The organism is Serratia sp. GW822-FHT06D09, assembly GCF_058799515.1.
Window position 1 is genome coordinate 162,569 of the sequence record NZ_JBXALO010000007.1, and the last position, 22,691, is coordinate 185,259.

14 protein-coding genes are annotated in these 22,691 nt (G+C 57.2%); 10 read left to right on the plus strand and 4 right to left on the minus strand.

The window, feature by feature from the left end; all coding sequences use genetic code 11:
• Nucleotides 1-382 precede the first annotated feature (382 nt).
• Genes bcsG through bcsE form a run of 3 tightly spaced genes read right to left on the minus strand, consistent with a single transcriptional unit; the run spans nucleotide 383 to nucleotide 3,790 of the window.
• Nucleotides 383-2,035 carry a cellulose biosynthesis protein BcsG gene (bcsG, locus tag AC1RKG_RS17665; RefSeq protein WP_337048048.1) on the minus strand — a complete coding sequence of 551 codons (1,653 nt, stop codon included), beginning with the start codon at nucleotides 2,033-2,035 and terminating at the stop codon, nucleotides 383-385.
• Nucleotides 2,032-2,235: a cellulose biosynthesis protein BcsF gene (gene bcsF, locus AC1RKG_RS17670; RefSeq protein WP_020824733.1), complete on the minus strand. Its 204-nt coding sequence runs from the start codon at nucleotides 2,233-2,235 to the stop codon at nucleotides 2,032-2,034. The genes bcsG and bcsF overlap by 4 nt, the downstream gene beginning before the upstream one ends.
• Nucleotides 2,222-3,790 (minus strand): cellulose biosynthesis protein BcsE, encoded by a 1,569-nt coding sequence (gene bcsE, locus AC1RKG_RS17675; RefSeq protein WP_493183536.1) that lies wholly within the window; start codon nucleotides 3,788-3,790, stop codon nucleotides 2,222-2,224. The genes bcsF and bcsE overlap by 14 nt, the downstream gene beginning before the upstream one ends.
• A 201-nt stretch (nucleotides 3,791-3,991) precedes the next feature.
• Between bcsE and bcsR the strand changes: the two genes are divergently transcribed.
• The 9 genes from bcsR (at nucleotide 3,992) to AC1RKG_RS17720 (ending at nucleotide 20,069) form a co-directional block, all read left to right on the plus strand.
• A complete protein-coding gene (gene bcsR, locus AC1RKG_RS17680; RefSeq protein ID WP_046374762.1) occupies nucleotides 3,992-4,183 on the plus strand; it encodes a cellulose biosynthesis protein BcsR in 192 nt (63 codons plus the stop codon).
• A gap of 3 nt (nucleotides 4,184-4,186) precedes the next feature.
• Complete coding sequence (gene bcsQ / locus AC1RKG_RS17685; RefSeq protein ID WP_493183537.1) at nucleotides 4,187-4,924, plus strand: cellulose biosynthesis protein BcsQ; 738 nt, start codon at nucleotides 4,187-4,189, stop codon at nucleotides 4,922-4,924.
• Nucleotides 4,921-7,524 carry a UDP-forming cellulose synthase catalytic subunit gene (bcsA, locus tag AC1RKG_RS17690; protein WP_262034154.1) on the plus strand — a complete coding sequence of 868 codons (2,604 nt, stop codon included), beginning with the start codon at nucleotides 4,921-4,923 and terminating at the stop codon, nucleotides 7,522-7,524. The genes bcsQ and bcsA overlap by 4 nt, the downstream gene beginning before the upstream one ends.
• Before the next feature lie 55 nt (nucleotides 7,525-7,579).
• Nucleotides 7,580-9,883, plus strand: coding sequence for a cellulose biosynthesis cyclic di-GMP-binding regulatory protein BcsB (bcsB, locus tag AC1RKG_RS17695; protein ID WP_493183538.1), 2,304 nt, complete (start codon nucleotides 7,580-7,582; stop codon nucleotides 9,881-9,883).
• A 5-nt stretch (nucleotides 9,884-9,888) separates the two neighbouring features.
• Entirely contained in the window at nucleotides 9,889-11,001 is a 1,113-nt protein-coding gene (gene bcsZ / locus AC1RKG_RS17700) for a cellulose synthase complex periplasmic endoglucanase BcsZ (protein ID WP_048762510.1), read from the plus strand.
• Complete coding sequence (gene bcsC, locus AC1RKG_RS17705) at nucleotides 10,983-14,456, plus strand: cellulose synthase complex outer membrane protein BcsC (protein WP_187962118.1); 3,474 nt, start codon at nucleotides 10,983-10,985, stop codon at nucleotides 14,454-14,456. The genes bcsZ and bcsC overlap by 19 nt, the downstream gene beginning before the upstream one ends.
• 247 nt (nucleotides 14,457-14,703) lie before the next feature.
• Nucleotides 14,704-16,710 (plus strand): biofilm formation regulator HmsP, encoded by a 2,007-nt coding sequence (gene hmsP / locus AC1RKG_RS17710; RefSeq protein ID WP_142816129.1) that lies wholly within the window; start codon nucleotides 14,704-14,706, stop codon nucleotides 16,708-16,710.
• 296 nt (nucleotides 16,711-17,006) lie between these two features.
• A complete protein-coding gene (locus tag AC1RKG_RS17715) occupies nucleotides 17,007-18,296 on the plus strand; it encodes a dicarboxylate/amino acid:cation symporter (protein ID WP_046374756.1) in 1,290 nt (429 codons plus the stop codon).
• A gap of 279 nt (nucleotides 18,297-18,575) precedes the next feature.
• Nucleotides 18,576-20,069 carry a M16 family metallopeptidase gene (locus AC1RKG_RS17720; RefSeq protein WP_020824743.1) on the plus strand — a complete coding sequence of 498 codons (1,494 nt, stop codon included), beginning with the start codon at nucleotides 18,576-18,578 and terminating at the stop codon, nucleotides 20,067-20,069.
• 27 nt (nucleotides 20,070-20,096) lie between these two features.
• On the opposite strand, the gene ppiC is transcribed toward AC1RKG_RS17720, so the two are convergent.
• The gene (ppiC, locus tag AC1RKG_RS17725; protein ID WP_493183539.1) at nucleotides 20,097-20,378 is read right to left on the minus strand and encodes a peptidylprolyl isomerase PpiC; all 282 of its coding nucleotides are present in this window, start codon (nucleotides 20,376-20,378) and stop codon (nucleotides 20,097-20,099) included.
• Between the two features lie 109 nt (nucleotides 20,379-20,487).
• Between ppiC and rep the strand changes: the two genes are divergently transcribed.
• Nucleotides 20,488-22,512, plus strand: a complete 2,025-nt coding sequence (gene rep / locus AC1RKG_RS17730; RefSeq protein ID WP_046374755.1) for a DNA helicase Rep — start codon at nucleotides 20,488-20,490, stop codon at nucleotides 22,510-22,512.
• The last annotated feature ends 179 nt before the right edge of the window (nucleotides 22,513-22,691 follow it).

The following is a 22,691-nucleotide window of genomic DNA, read 5'->3' on the forward strand; positions in this document are numbered from 1 at the left end:
TATTTGTATTAATGGCGCTTATTTTTCTTAGCAAAATCCTGACGAAATAATCTGAATTAGGAATCTTCGCAAACCACTGATAATTAATCTCTTGGCTTTTTCTATCCGGATTATTACGCCGATTGGAATGGAATGCCCAAAGCCAATGTTAAGGATTAAGGTTCCGCCGCAGCTTGATGGCTGCAAAAAAAAGCACGCCTGAAGGCGTGCCCAGATGGCTGATAAAGTCCTTTGCAATTAAAAGTTCTGATTTAGGGACTAATAAAAACAAAGGATTATGTTTTCTGATTTACCCCAAACATCCGAAAACCACATTTTTCGGGTGTTTGTCATCAGACTAAGCACGCCCGAAGGCGTGCCCCTGAGTCATCAGGTAATGCAATTACTGGGGATAAGGTACCCAATCGCCGCCGTTTAGCCGGATGTAAGGCTTGCCCTGGTATTGCATCACGATGGCGTTGTCATTCTCGGAAATGACCGCCGTCTGCGGCAGGTTCTGCGTCAGCGCCTGCCAGTCTACGCTCGGTGCGGTGAAGGCCTTGCCGTCTACCAAACGAGAAACCAGCTCGGAAAGCGCCAGGTAGCTGCTTGGCGTTTTGACCTGCAGCGGGCTGCCCTGATGCGGCGCTTTCATACCAATCAGTTTGATACCTACCGGCGTATGGGTAATGTTGGGGCTGGGAATATCGCGCAGGCCGGACATCTGCATTTTGTCTCCCACCAGTGCCGCGCCGTGTTCCGGTACGATCACCACCATCACCTTGCGGCCAGACTTCTCCAATTGATCCAGGAAAGTATTCAACTGGTCGAACAATTTCTGCGCCCGGGGTTGATAGTCCGCGCTCTTGTTCGAACCGACGAAACGGTTACCGTCATGCAGTGGAATGATATTGAAGAAGGTGGCGCTGCGGGTATCACCGGCTTTCTGCTGCTGATCCAGCCAGCGGGTGAGTAGCTCCAGAGCGTTATAAATAGGTTCGCCATCGAACGAGGTCAGCTCATTGCCGATCCCGGCCTGAGACATCAGCGGTGCCTGCATATCACCCTGTTCGCGCAGCTCTTTCAGGAAGTTGCCGAACACGCCGGAGTGATCCAGCATCAGCTGCTCTTTGAAGCCCAGCTTGGCAAGATTATCAAACAGATAGCATTGCTGATTGACCGGCTGATACAAATCGTGATGCGAAGGCTGACCACAGCTGGCGCGTAATAACCTGATTGCCGCCGGGCCGCTGTAGGCGGTGGCCGAATTGAAGTTGTCGAACATAATGTCCATCTTCGACCACAGCGGATGGTTTTCCAGTTTTACCGCGTCCATGTCGGCCCAGGCCAACGAACAGATGTTGATCACCAGCAGGTCAAACGGCTGAGCATCGGCAGGCAGGCTGGCCGGGAAGGCGGTTGCGCGGGTTTTTTCCTTGTCGTAGAACTGATTCAGATAGGCCGTCAGGTTGGCGCTGGTTGGTGGCGCACTGTCCGCCGGTGCGCTGTCGCCCCCGGCAGCCGGCGGCGTCGTTGCCGGGGTGCTACTGGTAGAAGCGTTAGTACTGGCCGGTAACAGGGAGACGGCCGGCCCGGCAATGTTGACCAGGTTCAACCACACCAGTGCGGCAACGGTGAATACGGTAACCCGTACCCATTGGGCCAGGAACAGGTAGGCAATCAGCATCACGAAGGCCGCGCCGATCATCTGCCAATTGATAAAGCGATTTATCAGCTCCAGCAGATACTGGGCGCTAAAGCCGGTCAATTGCGAGCCCTGGCTCATGATGCTGTTGATGCCGGGCAACCAGGTGTCGTGATAGAACAATGCAATCCCAATCGGGATCGCCACGTAATGACGCCAGCGGTGCAGACGCATCGCCGGTATCGGCATCAACAGAAATGCCATGAACACCAGGTTGGGCAAGGCGTGGAAGTTCAGGTAACCGAACCACAGCAGGGCAAATTTGGCCAGGAAGTAGTAGTTCCAGCCACCCAGCCCACGCCAGTAGCGCCACAGGGAGTTGTCGGATTGCGGGTTGTTTGTTGGCTTCATGGCTGTTTCTTACGCTTAATCTGAGATGAAGAACCTTCGCGCACCCATAATCCGATGGATTTTAAATAGCGCGGTGATAACAACAGGTTTTGCCAGTACTGACGCCAGTGCGGGAAACGCCGGTGAAAGGCGTAACCCAGCGGGATGAAAATAATGGCGCACAGAATAATCAGTTGCACAATGTCGTTAAGATTCAACATGCTTATTCTCCTGCGCACCGGTAGTCAGCGTGAAAGCCACCGGTTGACGGCGCTCCTGCGGGCGGTCTGCCTCGGCGGCGACCTGGCGCGGTGTGGCCTGTACGGTCGCTGCAGGCAACGGAATATTGGCGTTGTGCGCCAGCCGTTTAATTTCAGAAATAATATCTACGTCCTGGTGCCACACCACCCGGTTACTGAAGGCTTCATCTACCGGCAGACGAAAAATAAACTTCAGAGCGGTATCCAAATCGTTAATCCGGCAGGTGGAGAGAAACAGGACCAGTCGGCCTTGCACCACGGTCATTACGTCGCCGAAGCGCCGTAGAAAACACAGGGTCATCGCCTGTTCGGCGCGCAACCCGGGCACCGGGCGCAGCGCTACCATCACACCTTTACCGTCTTCCGGCAGCAGCGTGTTGCCCATCAGCGAAATCACCGCCTGACTAAAATCGTCCGGCCGCATATAACCTTTCAGTTGCAGCGGGCGCAGCCCGGCCAGCAGGGCATCAATATCTGCCGGAACGTGGCGCGAGAAGCGTTGCCCCTGGATACCCTCAAGCATGGTCAAAAAGCGCGATAACGGTGCTACGTGCGGCACAATCAGATTGGCGCCGCAGGCCAACAGCAAGCGTTCGTCACTGTAACGCAGGCTGGCGCTCATCTCGCGTACCACGATTTTCAGTCCGTTGCCGCGTTGACGGCGCAGGCTGTGGATTTGATGTGCCAGCGCATCAATTTCATCACTTTGGTACAAGGCGAAGATCAACGTAGCCGAAAGCGTCAACATGCCGTGCTGCGCCAGTTGCGCATTGGTTTGCAGCAGTTGCCAGTTGGCCGATAGCGGCGGCGCGCCTTCAAGAATGCTCTGCTGGGCCAGGTAGCGCCCTTCATCGCTGCGGATGGAGGTCGGAGAAGGTTTATTGCTGTCGTCGTCACCCTGCCAGCCGTGTTCACCGGCATACAGCGTCAGCAATTGGTTGGCGTTGATGCCGTTTTCGGTGCTCCACCAGTTAACCAGATACTGTGCACTGTCCTGCTGCCACTGCAGGCTGGCCAGCCCGTTAAGGATGCGGTGTTGAGTGCTGAGTTGCCCTTTGAGTTTATTTACGCCGCCGCCGTGGCTGAGGATCAGCAGCGTGCAGCCTTGTCGGCGCAGCCAGGCGCCGGTGGCGCGGGTCCAGTCACCCAACTCTTCGCGGGTGAAGGTCTGCCATAAGCTGGCATGGGCCAACAGAATCAATAGGCGATTTTGCGGTTTTAGGGCGCGCATCAGGTCGTCGCTAAAGTGCATCAGCGCCGCTTTTTTCTCGGGTAGCTGGTACAGCGGGATTTTTTTCAATGCGGGGGAGACAAGTTCCGCCAGCAACCCGTCAGGTTTTTCTCCGCTGCATATCAACGCGACCTGGCTGGTTGCAGCCTGGGCAGCCAAGGTTTGCTGGCAGAGCAGGTTGGCATCGGTTTGACGGTCGACATTCACCCAATACAGCCCCGGGGCTTGCATGACAGACAGTTCTTCCCAAATCTGCCGAACACCTAATGAGAAAGATTGCGCCATAGGATATTTTTCTACTTTCGTTGAAAGTGTCGTCGCGGCCAACTGAGTATAGCTATTCGGCCATCCTGTCATTGGGAACAATAATAAAAAGATTAAAACCAGCCATGTACTAATATTTGTTGAGAATCATCTTATTGGCCATGTCTTTTTTTTAGCGTTGCTATAGTAATTAACATTAGCCTATTTTTTTGAGGCGGCAGAATGAATGATCAATTAACGCGCTTTCACGCAGTGGTGCCATCGGAAACTCAGGACGATTTGCTGGCGCTTAGTCAGGCATTTTCGCTGCCAAAATTAAGCTATGTCGATATCGCACGTCAGGAGCGGTTAACGCAAATGATGGCCAACTGGCCGCTGCTGGCCGAATTAGCGCAGACCACGGGGAGCCGTTAGTTTATGCCAGTGATTGCTCTGCAGGGGTTGCGAGGCGGGATGGGGGCGACGTCGGTCACCGCGGCGCTCGCGTGGGCATTACAGCAACTGGGCGAGTCGGTATTGGCGATTGATTTTGCGTCGGATAACCTGCTGCGTCTGCATTTTAATATGCCATTCGAGCTGGCACGGGGTTGGGCCCGGGCCGAGCAGGACGGCGGCGATTGGCAACAGGGCGCGATGCGCTATTGTGAAAACCTCGACTTTCTCCCCTTTGGCCAGCTCACCCTGGCGGAACGGGTGAATGTACAACAATCTTGTCGGCAGCAGCCCGCCCGCTGGCAGGACAATCTGGCGCAGCTAAACGCCGCGGCGCAGTACAACTGGATCCTGTTGGATCTGCCGGCGGATGATGAAGCATTGGCTCAGCAGGCGCTGGCGGTGGCAGATTGCGTCTTTACCCTGATTGCTCCGGACGCAAACTGCCAGGTGCGGCTGCATCAGCAAGCGCTGCCGCAAGGCTGCCGTTTCCTGATTAACCACTATTTCGCCGCCAGCCGACTCCAGCAGGATTTACACCAGCTGTGGCTGCAAACGCTGGGGGGATTGTTGCCGGTGGTTATCCACCGCGATGAGGCGATGGCCGAAGCCCTGGCGGTGAAACAGCCTTTGGGGGAATATCGGCCGGAAAGCCTGGCTGCGGATGAAGTGCTGACGCTGGCTAACTGGTGTCTGATTAACCTGAAGGGGACGCCGACATGAGCCGGGTGATGAACCTGCTGCTGGTGCCGCCGGTCCATCAGGCGGTGCAGACGCGTTACCGTAACTACCGACGGCACGGTTCGTCGGCGTTTACCGCCTTTTTCACCACGCTGCTGGTGGCACTGGGCTGGATTTTCCTGCGTTTCGAATCCCCCGGCTGGCAACGGTTGCGGGCTGCGCGCAGCTATTGGTTCCCCCATCTATCCTCCAGCCGTCCGCGGCCGGCGGACGCGCTGCGCTATCTGGTGCAAGGGTTGTGGCTGCTGGTGTTCCGCACCGATCGTGCACCTGTGGCCCATCATCGTTTCGCCGGCTGGCGGCGGTTGCAATTGCGCTACGCCCAGTGGCTGCAAACCCTGCCACAGCGGCTGGAAAATGCCGGGCTGGAGCAGCGTTCGGTTGAGCGCCTTGGCCGGATGAGCCAGCGCATGCGTCGTCTGCTGTTTATTATTGTCGGCGTATTGGCGGCAATCCTCGCCATACTCTGTATTTCTCAACCGTTCGATCTGCCGGCGCAGTTTGTGTTTGTGGTGCTGTTGTGGGCCATTGCCATGGTGGTGCGCCGGGTACCGGGCCGTCTGCCGGGACTGATGCTGATCGTGCTGTCGCTGACCGTTTCCTGCCGCTACCTGTGGTGGCGCTATACCGCCACCTTGAACTGGGACGATCCGCTCAGCCTGACCTGCGGCCTGCTGCTGCTGATAGCGGAAACCTATGCCTGGGTGGTGCTGGTGTTGGGGTATTTCCAGACCGTCTGGCCGCTGAATCGCCAGCCGGTACCGATGCCTGCCGACAGCGCAACCTGGCCGACGATCGATTTGCTGGTGCCGACCTACAACGAAGATCTGGGGGTGGTGAAGCCGACCATCTACGCCGCGCTGGGCATCGACTGGCCGAAAGAGAAGGTCAGTATTTACATCCTCGATGACGGTAACCGGCCAGAATTCAAAGCGTTCGCCGAAGAGGTGGGGGTTAAGTATATCGCCCGGCCGACTCATGAGCATGCCAAGGCCGGTAACATCAACAACGCGCTGAAACAGGCCACCGGCGAGTTTGTCGCGATTTTTGACTGTGACCACGTACCCACGCGCTCGTTCTTGCAACTGACCATGGGTTGGTTCTTCAAAGACAAAAAGCTGGCGATGCTGCAGACCCCGCATCACTTCTTCTCGCCGGATCCTTTTGAGCGCAACCTGGGGCGTTTTCGTCAGACGCCGAACGAAGGAACGCTGTTCTATGGCCTGGTGCAGGACGGCAACGACATGTGGGACGCGACCTTCTTCTGCGGCTCCTGCGCCATTCTGCGTCGCAGTGCGCTGGATGAAATCGGCGGTATCGCGGTGGAAACCGTCACCGAAGATGCCCATACCTCCTTGCGTTTGCATCGCCGTGGACACACCTCGGCGTATATCCGTATCCCCCAGGCCGCCGGGCTGGCGACCGAGAGCCTGTCGGCGCACATTGGCCAGCGTATTCGCTGGGCACGCGGCATGGTGCAAATCTTCCGGCTGGATAACCCGCTGTTAGGCAAGGGGCTGAAGTTGGCGCAGCGGTTATGTTATGCCAACGCCATGCTGCACTTCTTGTCCGGTATTCCGCGGCTGATCTTCCTGACCGCGCCCTTGGCTTTCCTGTTGCTGCATGCCTACATCATTTTCGCCCCGGCGCTGGCGATCGCGCTGTATGTGTTGCCGCATATGATCCACGCCAGTCTGACCAACTCGCGTATTCAGGGGAAATACCGGCACTCTTTCTGGAGTGAGATCTACGAAACGGTATTGGCCTGGTATATCGCCCGGCCAACGACGGTGGCGCTGTTCAATCCGCACAAGGGCAAATTCAACGTCACCGCCAAAGGCGGGCTGGTGGAAGAAGAGCACGTCGACTGGGTGATCACCCGGCCCTATATGTTCCTGGTGATCCTGAATCTGGCCGGGCTGTTCTTCGGCGTTTGGCGGCTGGGTTACGGCCCGGCCGATGAAGTCATGACGGTGATCATCAGCCTGGTGTGGGTGCTGTACAACATGACCATTCTCGGTGGGGCGGTGGCGGTAGCGGTAGAGGCCAAACAGGTGCGTCAGGCGCACCGGGTAGAGATCGCGATGCCGGCCGCAATCGCTCGTGCCGACGGCCATCTGTTCCCTTGTACGCTGCGCGATTATTCCGATGGAGGGGTGGGTATTGAGATGCGCGTAGCGGATGCGCTGAAAGATGGCGACAAGGTGTCGCTGCTGCTCAAACGCGGGCAGCAGGAATACAGCTTTCCGTGTGTGGTGACCCGAGCCTTCGGCAGCAAGGTGGGGATCCGTATGGTTTCCATGACCACCCGCGAACACATTGATTTTATTCAGTGCACCTTTGCCCGCGCCGATACCTGGGCGTTGTGGCAGGACGGGTTCCCTGAAGATAAACCGATCGAAAGCCTGCGCGACGTTCTGGCGCTGGGCTTCCGGGGTTACGTACGTATGGCGGATTATGCACCGCCGATGGTGCGCCGCCTGCTGGTCGGGTTCACGACGCTGATTGCGTGGGGAGTGTCATTTATCCCACACGGCGTTGGCAGAGCCCCGGCCTTCAGCCAAAAAGAGACAGTGGTATAGGCAAACCGCCCGCTCACTCGCCTGGCCCCCAGGCTATAACATTGATGATGATACGATGACGAGAAAAATAACCTGGTTTACCGCCCTGGCCTTAGGCATCAGCACCTTGTCTCAGGCTGAAACCGCCACCGCGCCGACCGGACAGCCGCCGGTGACGATACCCGCCGATGCGTCGGTCACCACCCCTATGGGATCGGCCGCGCCGGTGGATCCGAATGCGCCGGTTCGTGATGTGCAGTTGCCGTTCGCCACTATTGCTCCGCCGCCGGGGACCTTTACCCTGCGTGGTACCCGGCCGGATGGCCAGGTTGAATTCGGCGTGCGCAGCGATGAGGTGGTGTCGCAGGCGATGCTTGATCTGGAGTTTACGCCGTCACCGTCGCTGATCCCGGTGGAATCGCACGTCAAGGTGTACCTTAATGATGAGCTGATGGGGGTGACGACCCTTGCCAAAGAGCAGCTCGGTAAACCAAATCGCATCCAAATGGCGATAGATCCTCGCTATATCACCGATTTTAACCGCGTACGGCTGGTGTTCGTCGGCCATTACCAAAACATTTGCGAAAACCCGGCCAGCACGACCTTGTGGTTGGAAGTCAGTAAATCCAGCTCGTTGAACCTGCGCTTCCAGACCTTGCCGTTGAAGAACGAACTGTCGCATTTCCCGGAGCCGTTTTTTGACAGCCGCGACAACCGCCCACTGATCTTGCCGATGGTGTTTGCCGGCCAGCCGGATATCACTCAGCAGCGCGCGGCAGGCATTTTGGCTTCGTGGTTCGGCAGCAAAGCACAGTGGCGCGGTCAGTCGTTCCCGACGCTGTACAACAAGCTGCCGGAACAGCACGCAATCGTCTTCGCCACCAACAAGCAGCGTCCGGATTTCCTGCGGGATTATCCGGCGGTCAACGGGCCGACGGTGGAGATGATTAGCCATCCGGATAACCCGTACATCAAACTGCTGCTGGTGCAGGGGCGCGATGACAACGATTTGATCACCGCGGTGAAAGGTATCGCGCAGGGCAATATTCTGTTCCGTGGCCAAAACGTCACGGTGGACAAGGTCGAACAGCTGGCTCCGCGTCAGCCCTATGATGCGCCTAACTGGGTGCGCACCGATCGGCCGATGACCTTCGCCGAGCTGCAGCAGTACGCTGAGCAATTGCAAACCAGCGGTATCGAGCCGGGCCCCATTTCGTTGACCATGAATTTGCCGCCGGACCTGTTCCTGATCCGCAGTACCGGCATCGATATGCACTTGAAATACCGCTATACCGCCCCGCGCATTCAGGACGGTTCGCGGCTGAGCGTCAGCCTGAACAACCAGTTCGTGCAGGCTTACTCGCTGGTGCCGGAGCATGAGCAGGGGGCCCAGTTGCTGCGCTTGCCACTGACCCAGGGGCTGATCGATTCGGACAAGAACGTCAATATTCCGGCGCTGCGTCTGGGGGCGACCAACCAACTGCGTTTCGACTTTGACTACACCACGCTGTTGGCCAGCGGCGCGGAAGGGCGTTGCGAAACCTATTCCTTTACCGCTAACCATGCAGTGATCGACGGCGCATCGACCATTGATTTCTCCGGTTACCGTCACTTTATGGCGATGCCGGACCTGCGGGCCTTTGCCAATGCCGGTTTCCCTTTCAGCCGCCTGGCCGATTTGTCGCAAACGCTGGTGCTGGTAAACAAGCAGCCGCAACCGGCGCAGGTCAGCGCTTTGCTGAACGCGATGGGCATCATTGGCGCGCAAACCGGTTACCCGGCGTTGGCGATGACGCTGAGTGACGACTGGTCGCAGGCCAAGGATCGGGATGCCGATATTTTGATGATCGGCACTATTCCCCCGGAGCTGAAGGACGATAAAAAGATCAGCCTGCTGGTGGACGCCACCCAGAGCTGGGTCAAACAACCGACCCGGCAGTTGCCGCTGCCGACCATGGACGTGCTGGCAGAAGACACCAAGCCGGACAGCAAAACCACCATCAGTTCTGAAGGGGCGATGGCCGCAATTATCGGCGTGCAGTCGCCGTTTAACGCTCAGCGCAGCATTGTGGCATTGCTGGCGGACAGCGCGCGGGGTTACGACCTGTTGAACACGGCGCAGCTGGACAGCGGCAAGCGTGCCGCAGTGTTTGGCTCGGTTGCGGTGATCCGTGAATCAGGCGTGAACAGTCTGCGAGTGGGCGACGTTTATTATGTTGGCCATCTGCCATGGTGGGAGCGTATCTGGCACGCGCTGTCGACCCATCCGGTGTGGCTGGCGGTGATCGCCGTGGTGGTCGTGGTGGTGCTGGCGCTGATGTTATGGCGTGGCCTGAAGGCCTTCAGCCGCCGTCGCCTGTCACCTGAAGACCGGGACTGATTGCCATGCCTGCGAGGTTGAAGCGTCTGACCATCGGCATGCTGCTGCTGTGCGCATTCAGCGCGGCTGCAGCCTGTGAATGGCCGGCCTGGCAACAGTACAAACAGTTTTATATCAGTGAGCAGGGGCGAGTGATCGATCCGAGCAGTCCTAACCGAATCACCACCTCGGAAGGCCAGAGTTACGGACTGTTCTTCGCGCTGGTGGCAAACGATCGGCCTGCTTTCGATCAATTGCTGACATGGACGGAAAACAATCTGGCCGCGGGCGACCTCAGTGCACATTTGCCCGCCTGGTTGTGGGGCGAAAACGAACAAAAACAGTGGACGGTGCTGGACAGCAATTCGGCATCCGATGCCGACCTGTGGATTGCCTACAATTTGCTGGAAGCCGGTCGGTTGTGGAAAAGCCGCCGTTATCAAACCCTTGGCACACTGTTGTTGCAACGTATCGCTCGTGAAGAAGTGGCGGATATCCCGGGTCTGGGGTTGATGCTGTTACCGGGCAAAGTCGGCTTCGTGGCGGAAGATCGCTGGCGCCTCAATCCGAGCTATTTACCCCCGCAACTGCTGGCACGTTTTGCCGTGCTGAATGGCCCATGGCGGAAGATGCAGCAAACCAACCAGCGGTTGTGGTTGGAGACCGCGCCGCACGGCTTTTCGCCGGACTGGGTGGTGTGGCAGGTCGGCAAAGGCTGGCAGCCGGATACCGTCAAACCGAATATCGGCAGTTATGACGCCATCCGGGTTTATTTGTGGGCCGGCATGCTGGCGGACGACGATGAACATAAGGCGGCGTTGCTCAAGCAACTGCAACCTATGGCGCAGCTAACGGCTCAGCAAGGCGTGCCGCCGGAGAAAACCGACACTGCCAGCGGTAAAACCCACGGCGATGGTCCGGTGGGTTTCTCGGCGTCGATGTTGCCGATGTTGGCGCACGAGCCAGAGGCCTTGCAGGTGCAGCGCCAACGTATCAAACAAAACCCGCCTGGCGATCGGGCCTATTTCAGCGCCTCGTTGGCGCTGTTTGGTCAGGGATGGGATCAACAACGTTATCGTTTTAATCGGCAGGGTGAACTTCAACCCTCCTGGGGCGGCCAATGCGTAACTTCCGAATAAACTGGCTGGGCCTGGTGCCTTTAAGCCTGGCGATGCTGCCACAGGCGCAGGGAGCAGAAACCGTTGCGCCGGAACAATGGCTGCTGGAGCAGGTGCGGGTTGGCGAGGCCGGCAACAAAGATGAGTTGGTTCGCCAGTCGCTCTACCGGCTTGAACTGATGGATCCGAATAACCCGGAGGTGATTTCCGCGCGTATGCGTTTGGCATTGCGACAGGGCAATTTGGCATTGGCACAGCAGCAGTTGGATAAGCTGAAACAGATTGCGCCGCAGTCAAGTAGCTATCGGCAGGCGGAAATGAACATGCTGCTTACCCAGCCGGAAACCCGCCAAAAGCTGCAGCAGGCGCGGCTGATGGCGACCGCCGGGCGTTTGCCGGAGGCGAAAACGCAGTATGACGAGCTGTTCCACGGCGATCCGCCGACGTTGGAGTTGGCGGTGGAATACTGGCGTTTGGTCGCGCGGTTGCCGGGGCAGGAAGCCGCGGCGCTGAAACAGTTGCAGACGCTGGATCAGCAATATTCCGGCAACGTGCCGCTGCGCATGTCGCTGGTGCGGATGCTATTTAGCCAGGACCGCGACGCGCAAGCCTATGATCTTTTGCAGAAAGTGGCTGCCGATCCCGCCGGACGCGGAGATGCCGCCGATCTGTGGCTGGAGAAAGTCAAAGCGATGCCGGTCAGTCCGCAGAGCGTTGCTGCCCTTAACCGTTTTCTTGGCGTTTTTGAAACCGGCGATCAGGCGGTCAGCGCCCGACAAGAACTGGCCCGGCAGCAGGCGCTGCTGTCGGATCCTGCCTACCAGGCGCGGGTGCGCGGGCTGGCGCAGGTGGACAAGGGCGGCAGTCGTGCCGCCATTCCAGAGTTGAAAAAAGCGTTGGCGGCTTCACCCAACGACGCCGACGTGCTGGGCGCGCTTGGGCAAGCCTATTCCCGCGTCGGTAATCGTCCACAGGCGCTGAGCCTGTTTCGTCAGGCCCTGCAGGCCGATAAAAGCGGCTACGGCAGCAGTAAATGGCAGAGCCTGATCAAGAGCAACAGTTACTGGCTGGCGGTGGATGAGGGTGACAAGGCGCTGAAAGCTGGTAATTTGGCGCTGGCACAGCAAAAATACCAACAGGCGCGACAGATAGACAACGGTGACAGCAGCGCGGTAATTGGCTTGGGCGACGTTGCGGTGGCGCGTAAAGATGATGCTGCCGCCGAACGTTTCTACCAGCAGGCGCTGCGGTTGGATCCCGGCAGCGGCAGTGCGGTACGCGGTCTGGTGAATATTTATCAGCGCCAGTCGCCGGAAAAGGCGCTGGCCTATCTCAACAGCCTGCCACGCGGCCAGCAAAACAAGCTGCGCAGCACGCTGGAGGGTTTGCAGCTCGATATGCTCAAGCAGCAGGCCGACCAGCTCGTACAGCAAAAGCAGTGGCATCAGGCGGCGGAGAAATACCGTCGTGCCCAGCAGATGGATCCTGATGACGTCTGGCTGACTTACCACTATGCGCAGACGCTGCGTCAGGCTGGGCAGCCGGAACAGGCAGATGCTCTGTTCAGTCGACTGGCGCAAAAACAGCGTGCGAATCCGCAGTTGGCATACGCCTATGCGCTGTATCTCTCCGGCAGCGACCGCGATACTCAGGCGTTGTCACAGCTGAATACCCTGCCCGCCGCGCAGTGGAATGACAATATGCGCGAACTGGCGCAGCGCTTGAAGATGCAGGCGACGCTGGAACATGCCGATCGGTTACGTACTGCGGGCGATGAGCCGGGGGCGGTGGCTTATCTGCGCCGCCAGCCGGCGGATACCCGCATTGATCTCCAGTTGGCCGACTGGGCGCTGGCGCGCGGTGAATATGACGCCGCACTGGCTGACTATCAGCGCGTACGGACGCGTGAGCCGAACAACCCAGATGCCAGGTTGGGTGAAATAGAAGCCTATGTAGCGCAGGGCAAGCTGAGTGAAGCACGCCAGCGGCTGCAAACCGCCGCGCCGGACCCGAGCGAATCAGACAACAGCGGGCGGCGGGTGGCTAACGCCTGGTATGCCGTTGGCGAGCCGCAAAAAGCGACCGAGATTTTTACCCGGCTGAAAACGACGGCGCAGCTAGCGCCACCCAGCCAGGCGAAGGCGCTGATTTACCGCGACGCGGCACGGCTCGAACGTGATCAACAGCAGCCGGTGCTGGCCCAGCAGGATTATAAACAGGCGATGGTCGCCAGCGGTATTGCCCCGAGTGTGCCGCAGGATAACGACAGTTACACCTACCTGACGCGCAACAATCCGACAGATGACTGGCTTAAACGGGGCATTCGTTCGGACGCGGCGGATCTGTATCGCCAGCAAGACGTGAATGTCACCCTCGACCATGATTATTGGAGCTCCAGCGGCACGGGTGGCATCTCCGATTACAAAGCGCATGACACCATGTTACAGGTCGATATGCCGTGGTATGACGGGCGGGCGTTTTTCCGTTCCGATACCGTACAGTTGGATGCCGGCAGCTTCTCCACCGACGGCAGCGGCAAATATTACGAAACCTTCGGTACCTGCAATACTCAGGGGTGCAGCGGCGATGAGCGTCAGAAAACCACCGGCACCAGCGTGGCCGTGGGGTGGAAAAACGATCGCTGGGCGGGGGATATCGGCACCACACCAATGGGCTTTGAGGTGGTTGACTGGGTCGGTGGACTGGCCTACAGCAATGACTGGAACCACATTGGTTGGACGTTGGCGGCCTCGCGACGTCCCATTTCCAGCTCATTGCTGGCGTTTGGCGGTACCAAAGACCCAAATACCGGTACCACCTGGGGCGGCGTGCGCGCGACTGGGGTCAGCCTTAGCGCCAGTTACGACCGCGGCGAAGCGCACGGTGTCTGGGCCGACCTCAGCGCACATCAGTTAACCGGCAAAAACGTTGAAGACAATCAGCGTGAGCGCTTTATGGCCGGCTATTACTATAAGTTGATCAACGAAGATAATCGCCGTGTCACCGTCGGGCTGAACACCATGCTGTGGCACTACCAGAAGGATTTGAGCGGTTATTCTCTCGGTCAGGGGGGCTATTACAGCCCGCAGCAATATATGTCGCTGGCGATACCGGTAAACTATCGCCAACGTACTGATAATTGGTCCTGGGAGCTGGGCGGTTCGGTGTCGTTGTCCCATTCGAAAACCAACAGCCAGCGGCGTTACCCGCTGCAGGGGCTGATCCCGGATTCGCTGCCGGACAAGTTTGCCGTCGAGGATGGCAGCTCTTCTTCCGGCGTCGGCTATACCCTGCGGGCGATTGTCGAACGGCGTCTCAGTTCGCACTGGACACTCGGTGCCGGCATCGACATCCAGCAGGCAAAAGACTATACCCCGAGCCACGCTTTGATTTACCTGCGCTATTCGCTGGCCGGTTGGCAGGGTGACCTGGATTTACCGCCGCAACCGCTGACGCCTTACGCCGACTTCAAGTAACCCCGCTGAGGGAGATTCGGAGTGTCGGCACAGAGGAGTTTTGCTACCCTGTGTACAGGCTGTGTCCCACAATTGGCTGTGGCGCGCAGCCTTTCATTAGGAAAAGACTGAAACCCTCGTTTTTCTTGGTTTTGCCCTGGGCATGAAGAGATAAAAACAGTCAACAATCGAGTATACTCAGACCGGTTCAAGGGATGGGTATTATTCATCCCTTTTTTATTTCAGCCCGAATTAGCGGAGAGCAGGTTTGCGGGTCAGGCGCTCATTAACGATTAAACAGATGGCAACGGTGTCCGGTGTGGCGCTGGTGACGATCTGTATCTTTATCGTGATCCAGTTATTCCATTTTGTGCAGCAGCGCAGGGATGACTATGCCCAGCAACTGGAAAATATCGCTCATTCGGTACGCCAGCCGCTGGCGGAAGCCGTGTTACGCATGGACGTGCCGGAAACGAAGAAGGTGCTGAATACGCTGTTGCCGGTGGGCATCCTGACGCGCGCGGATATCGTGCTGCCGAACGAATTTCAGGCACTGCACGCCAACTTCCCGCCGGAACGTCCGGTACCGACAATGATTGCCCGCCTGTTCGAGTTGCCGATCCAGATTTCCGTTCCCCTCTATTCGCTGGAACGCGTGCCGGCCAACCCACAGCCATTGGCTTATCTGGTGCTGCAGGCTGATTCGTTCCGCATGTATCAATTTATTCTCAGCATGCTGTCGACCATGTTGTCGACCTATTTGCTGCTGGCCTTGATTTTGTCGGTCGCCATTAGCTGGTGTATGAACCGGCTGATGGTGCATCCGCTACGCGCGATGGCCAAAGAGCTGGAAAACATTTCCCAGGAAGAAGCGCCTTATCATCAACTGATGTTGCCGGCGCTGCACCAGGACGATGAGCTGGGCTTGCTGGTGCGCAACTACAACCGCAATCAGCAGCGGCTGGCCAAAGCCTATGCCGAACTGAGCCGCATGAGCACTCGCCATCCGGTCACTGAGTTGCCAAATCAGGCGCTGTTCACCGCGCTGCTGGAACAACACATTGCTTCCAGCCTGCGGCCCGAGCGTTTCAATCTGCTGGTAATCGGCATTGAAACGTTGCACGAGGCCTCTGGCGTACTTAATCCGACGATGCGTGAAGCGCTGTTGTTGACGCTGGCGAAGAAATTACGTGAATGCATTGATGAAAACGGCGTGCTGGCGCAGTTAAGCAATACCGAATTCGCCATTCTGGCTAAAGGCGTTGAACGGCCGTTCCACGCCATGCAGTTGGCCCGTCGCATCATGGCGCAGATCAATGCGCCGCTGAGCCTGCAGGAAATGCCGCTGCGGCCCAGCGCCAGTATCGGTATCGCCCATTACCTGAACGCAGGGGAGAGCGCGGAGCAGCTGTTGCGTAGCGCCACCTCGGCGATGATGTCGGCTCATCGCGAAGGTAAAAATCAGGTGTTGTTCTTCGAACCGAGCCTGACGGAACGCACCCAAAAGCGTCTGACGCAGGAAAGTGAGATCTTGCATGCCATTGATCAGCGTCGTTTCACCCTGTTCCTGCAGCCGCAGATAGATATGCAGTCCAACGCGGTGATCGGCGCGGAAGCATTACTTCGTTGGCAGCAGTACGACGGCAGCTTTACCTTGCCGGCAGACGTCATTCCATTGGCTGAAGAGCTCGGGGTGATTGTGCCGCTGGGTAACTGGGTACTGGAAGAGGCTTGCCGCATCCTGGCGGATTGGCAGACTCGGGGGATCACCCTGCCGCTGGCGGTAAACGTGTCGCCAATCCAGATGCAGCATGAGAATTTTGTCCCGCATCTGAAAAACCTGCTGGCCCAGCATCGAATTGACCCGCGCAAGCTGCTGCTGGAAATTACCGAAACGGTGCGCATTGACGACCTCGATCGTGCGCTGGCGCTGCTGCGGGAACTGCACGATCTGGGGCTTTCCATCGCGTTGGACGATTTCGGCATGGGCTATTCCAGCCTCAATTACCTCAATCGATTGAAATGCCTGCCGATAGATTTGATTAAAATCGACAAGAGCTTTATTCAGGGGCTGCCGATGGACGACGCGATGGTGCGCATCGTCAGTTCGATTTCCGAGGTGCTGGCGCTGCCGGTGATGGCCGAAGGCGTCGAGAATGCCGAACAACGCGATTGGCTGCTGCAGCATGGTATTCATAGCGGTCAGGGGTTTTTGTTTGCCCGCCCGTTGCCGCGCAGCGAATTTGAAGCCGAGTTCTGCCCGCCGCCAGCCTGATTTCCATCTTGAGCCTTTTGCGGCGGGCGGCATCCACGTTGCCTGCTGGCCTTCTGGCTTGAAATACCCCCGCTTTATCTACCCCTTTTGCGTTAGTGCAAAGAAAGGGTTACATCCTTTACAGCCTTGCATTCGGGCTGGCGCGTTTCAGCTCTTAAATTCGTATCAACATGTATCTATTGGTGCAACAAATTATTTCCATGTTGTTAGGCGGGTGTTATTTTCCGCGCAAGCGATGAACAGGCGAGATAACCATAACACCGCCTGGTGCGTGTCTTCCCCCAAAGGATGTCCATATGAAACTCACTATCTTTAAAAGCCTCTATTTTCAGGTGCTGACGGCGATTACGCTGGGTGTCCTGCTTGGCCATTTCTATCCTGACATTGGCGCACAGATGAAACCTCTGGGCGACGGATTCGTTAAGCTGATTAAAATGATCATCGCTCCGGTGATCTTCTGTACCGTGGTGACCGGCATCGCGGGCATGGAAAGCATGAAGGCCGTTGGCCGTACCGGTGCGATCGCACTGCTTTATTTTGAAATCGTCAGTACCATTGCGCTGCTGATCGGTTTGCTGATTGTCAACCTGGTACAGCCGGGTGCCGGGATGAACATCGATCCGGGTACGCTGGATGCCAAAGCGGTGGCGGTCTACGCCGAGCAGGCTCAGCAGCAGGGCATCATTCCATTCTTGCTGGATATCATTCCGGGTAGCGTCATCGGCGCCTTCGCCAGCGGTAACATCTTGCAGGTGTTGCTGTTTGCCGTGCTGTTCGGCTTCGCCCTGCACCGCCTGGGTGAGAAAGGCCAGTTAATCTTCAACGTGATCGACAGTTTCTCCCGCGTGATTTTCGGCATTATCAATATGATTATGCGTCTGGCGCCGCTGGGGGCCTTCGGGGCGATGGCATTCACCATCGGTAAATATGGCGTGGGCACGCTGCTGCAGCTTGGCCAGTTGATCGCCTGCTTCTATATCACCTGCGTTCTGTTCGTGGTGGTGGTGCTGGGCTCCATTGCTCGTGCTAACGGCTTCAGCATTTTCAAATTCGTTCGCTATATAAAAGAAGAGCTGCTGATCGTGCTCGGGACCTCTTCTTCCGAGTCGGTGCTGCCGCGCATGCTCGACAAAATGGAGAAGCTGGGTTGTAAGAAATCGGTGGTGGGTCTGGTTATTCCTACCGGCTACTCTTTTAACCTGGACGGCACATCGATTTACCTGACCATGGCGGCGGTGTTTATCGCGCAGGCGACCAACACCCATATGGATATCGTGCATCAGGTGACGCTGCTGGTGGTGCTGTTGCTGTCCTCGAAAGGGGCTGCGGGCGTGACCGGCAGCGGCTTTATCGTGCTGGCGGCGACCATTTCTGCCGTGGGCCACCTGCCGCTGGCCGGTCTGGCGCTGATTCTGGGCATTGACCGCTTCATGTCTGAAGCCCGCGCCCTGACCAACCTGGTCGGTAACGGTGTGGCTACGGTGGTGGTGGCCAAATGGTGTAAACAGCTGGACGAAAAACAGCTGCAAGACACCCTGTCCAACAGGCCGGGTGCAGGTGCCGACAAAACGCTGCCTTCAGCCTGATTTAATCCTCAAATCACCGGTTGCAGCCGCAGCCGGTGACGTTTTATCCCCCCGCGTAATGATTTCTTGCATTTAAAAACCGGTTATCCATTATTTTTCACCCTAATGAGTGACATCCGCAAAGGCGCGCGGTCTAACTCGATGGTACACTTTCTGCTTTCCGCCCCACCGTGAAACTCAGGGCGTTTTTATAGGCTGTGCGTTATGGCCTAATATTCCGGCGAATGGAATATCCGCATTTGCATAAAGAAATTGGATAGTCATTAAGTAGGGGTTCACATGCAGGGCACCAGAATTCATCTCATCGTAGGTGGGCTGCTGTTGGCTGCAGCCAACAGCAGCGTGCAGGCCGAAGCACTGCAACCCGATCCTGCCTGGCAGCAGGGGGCACTGGCCAACGGGTTTTCATGGCAGATACTGGATACACCGCAGCGGCCGAGCGACCGTGTAGAGCTGCGGTTAATGGTTAATACCGGCTCGCTGGTCGAGTCCTCACAGCAGATCGGCTTTGCCCATCTGCTGCCGCGCCTGTCTTTAGCGCGCAGCGAAAGCTTTACGCCACCGCAGTTGCGTTCGCTGTGGCAGCAGAGCGTGGATCCTGAGCGGCCTTTGCCGCCGGCCATCAGTTCTTACGATTTCACCATGTATAATCTCAGCTTGCCGAATAACCGCCCAGACTTGCTGAAAGAAGCGCTGGCGTGGCTTTCCGACACCACCGGCAAACTGGCGATCGACGAGCATACCGTGCATGCGGTAATAAACTCCAATGTCGATCCGGTGGGCACTTTCCCGCCGAATCCGAAAGATGCCTGGTGGCGATACCGCCTGAAAGGCTCGACGCTGTTGGCGCACGATCCGGCCCAGCCACCGAAGCGACCGGTGAATGTCGATCAACTGAAAAAATTCTACCAGCAGTGGTATACCCCGGACGCCATGACGCTGTACGTGGTGGGCAAGGTAGACAGCCGCAGCCTGGGCGAACAAATCAACAAGGCCTTCTCGCCGTTGAAGGGCAAGCGTGAAACGCCGGCCACCATGCCGACGCTGACGCCGCTACCACCGCAGCCGGTCAGCCTGATCAGCGAGCAGGTCAAGCAGGATACGCTGTCGATCATGTGGGATGCGCCATGGCACCCGATCCGCGATTCGCAGAATTTGAGCCGCTACTGGCGTGGTGATATGGCCCGCGAGGCGCTGTTCTGGCATCTCCAGCAGGTGCTGGAAAAGAGTGACCAGAAAAACCTGCATCTGGGCTTTGATTGCCGCGTGCAATACCAGCGTGCCCAATGCGCAATTCATCTCGACACGCCGAATAACAACCTGAACAACAGCCTGGGCTTTATCGCTCGCGAATTGGCTAATGTGCGTAACAACGGGCTGTCGCAGGATGAGTTTAACGCCCTGCTGGCGCAGAAAACCGATCAGTTGAGCAAGTTGTTCGCAACCTATGCCCGCACCGATACGGACGTGCTGATGAGTCAACGCCTGCGTTCACAGCAGAGCGGCGTCGTAGATATCGCACCGGAGCAGTATCAGAAACTGCGCCAGGAGTTCTTGAGCGGATTGACGCTGGAAGCGCTGAATCAGGAGCTGAAACTTCAGCTTTCTCAGGATGCGACGCTGGTGTTGATGCAGCCGAAGGGCGAACCGGAAATGAGCATGAAGCAGTTACAGGAAACCTATAACGGCATTATGTCTCCGGCTCCGGCCGTGGTATCGGAGGAGGTCAAACCGGCCGATACCGCACCGGCCCCGGAAACCAGCGCACAATAACGGCTGAGGGGGCGTTTGCCCCCTCACTCAGTTGCGGTACAGCACCTTGATGATGTGGTAGCCAAACTGGGTTTTCACCGGGCCGTAGGGCTTCAGCAGCGGAATGCTGAACACCGCTTTATCGAAGGCCGCCACCATGGTGCCCTTGTTGAATTCGCCCAGCGAGCCGCCGTTGCGCTTTGACGGGCAAGTTGAGTATTTGCGCGCCAGCGTGTCAAAACTGACGCCGCGTTTAAGCTTGGTCAGCAGTTCTTCAGCCAGTTTTTCGTTATCTACCAGAATGTGCAGGGCGCACGCCGTCTTTGCCATGGTATTGCCTTTATCGATACAGAAATTGCGCTGATTATACCCGTTAAATCTCATCGGCGCTTTCTGCTACAATCCCCTTCCACGTTATAAAGTCGAGCAATAAAGCGCCATGCGATTAAACCCCAGCCAACAACAAGCCGTCGAATTCGTTACCGGGCCCTGCCTGGTGCTGGCCGGTGCAGGTTCCGGCAAGACGCGCGTCATCACCAACAAGATTGCTCACCTGATCCATAATTGTGGCTATCAGGCGCGGCACATCGCCGCCGTGACCTTTACCAATAAGGCCGCGCGTGAGATGAAAGAACGTGTGGCGCAAACCATGGGGCGCAAAGAGGCGCGCGGTTTGATGATTTCTACGTTCCACACCCTGGGGCTGGAAATCATCAAGCGGGAATATGCCGCGCTGGAGATGAAATCCAACTTCTCGCTGTTCGACGATCAGGACCAGTTGGCGCTGCTGAAAGAGCTGACCGAAAAATGGCTGGAGAATGACAAGACGCTGGTGGCGCAGCTGATTTCCACCATCTCCAATTGGAAGAATGATCTGGTCGATCCCAGGAAGGCGATGGAGCTGGCGCGCTCTGAACGCGACAAGCTGTTCGCGCATTGCTACGGTCTGTATCACGCGCATATGCGTGCCTGTAACGTATTGGATTTCGACGATTTAATTCTGTTACCGACCCTGCTGTTGCAGCGCAATGAAGAGGTGCGCGAGCGTTGGCAGAACCGAATCCGCTACCTGTTGGTGGACGAATATCAGGACACCAACACCAGCCAATACGAGCTGGTAAAACTGTTGGTGGGTAACCGTGCGCGTTTCACCGTGGTGGGGGATGACGATCAGTCAATCTACTCCTGGCGCGGTGCGCGCCCGCAAAACCTGGTGCTGTTGAAGGAAGACTTCCCGGCGCTGCAGGTGATCAAGCTGGAGCAGAACTACCGTTCGAGCGAGCGAATTCTGAAGGCGGCGAACATTCTGATCGCCAATAACCCGCACGTGTTTGAAAAACGGCTGTTTTCCGAACTGGGTTACGGCGAGGAACTGAAGGTGGTGACCGCCAATAATGAGGATCACGAGGCCGAGCGCGTAGTGGGTGAACTGATAGCTCACCATTTCGTGAAGAAAACAAACTACGGCGATTATGCGATCCTCTACCGTGGCAACCATCAGTCGCGGCTGTTTGAAAAAATGCTGATGCAGAACCGCATTCCCTACAAGATCTCCGGCGGCACCTCGTTTTTCTCGCGGCCGGAAATCAAGGATCTGCTGGCCTACTTGCGCGTCCTGACCAATCAGGATGATGACAGCGCCTTCCTGCGTATCGTCAATACGCCAAAACGCGAGATTGGCCCGGCGACGTTGCAAAAGCTGGGTGAATGGGCAAACCAACGCAATAAAAGCCTGTTCCGTGCCAGTTTTGATCTTGGATTGAGCCAGCACCTGACCGGACGCGGGCTTGAGTCTTTGCAACGCTTCACTCACTGGCTGGACGGCATCGCCCAACTGGCGGAGCGCGAGCCGGTGGCTGCGGTGCGTGACCTGATCCACGGTGTAGATTACGAGAGCTGGCTGTTCGAAACCTCTCCCAGCCCGAAAGCCGCCGAAATGCGCATGAAAAACGTCAATACGCTGTTCGGCTGGATGACGGAAATGCTGGAAGGCAGCGAGCTGGATGAGCCGATGACGCTGACCCAGGTGGTGACGCGCTTTACCCTGCGCGACATGATGGAACGCGGTGAAAGCGATGAAGAGCTGGATCAGGTGCAACTGATGACGCTGCATGCCTCCAAAGGATTGGAGTTCCCCTATGTGTTTCTGGTGGGGATGGAGGAAGGGTTATTGCCGCATCAAAGCAGCATTGACGAAGATAACGTTGATGAAGAGCGACGCCTGGCCTACGTAGGCATCACTCGCGCCCAAAAGGAGCTGATTTTCACTCTGTGCCGCGAGCGTCGTCAATATGGCGAGTTGGTTCGCCCGGAGCCGAGCCGTTTCTTGTTGGAACTGCCGCAGGATGACCTGGCGTGGGAAAGTGAGCGCAAAGTGGTCAGTCCGCAGGAAAGGATGCAAAAAGGGCAGAGCCATCTGGCCAATATTCGTGCTCAGTTGGCCAAGGCCAAGGGCGGCAACTAGAAGAAAGGGCGCGGTTAGCGCCCTCAGATGGCTGACAAAGTCCTTTGCAGTTAAACGTCCTGACCTTGGGCTAATAAAAACAAAGGATTATGTCTTCTGATTTACCCCCAAACATCCGAAAACCACGTTTTTCGGGTGTTTGTCATCAGACTAAGGGCGCGGTTAGCGCCCTTGTCATT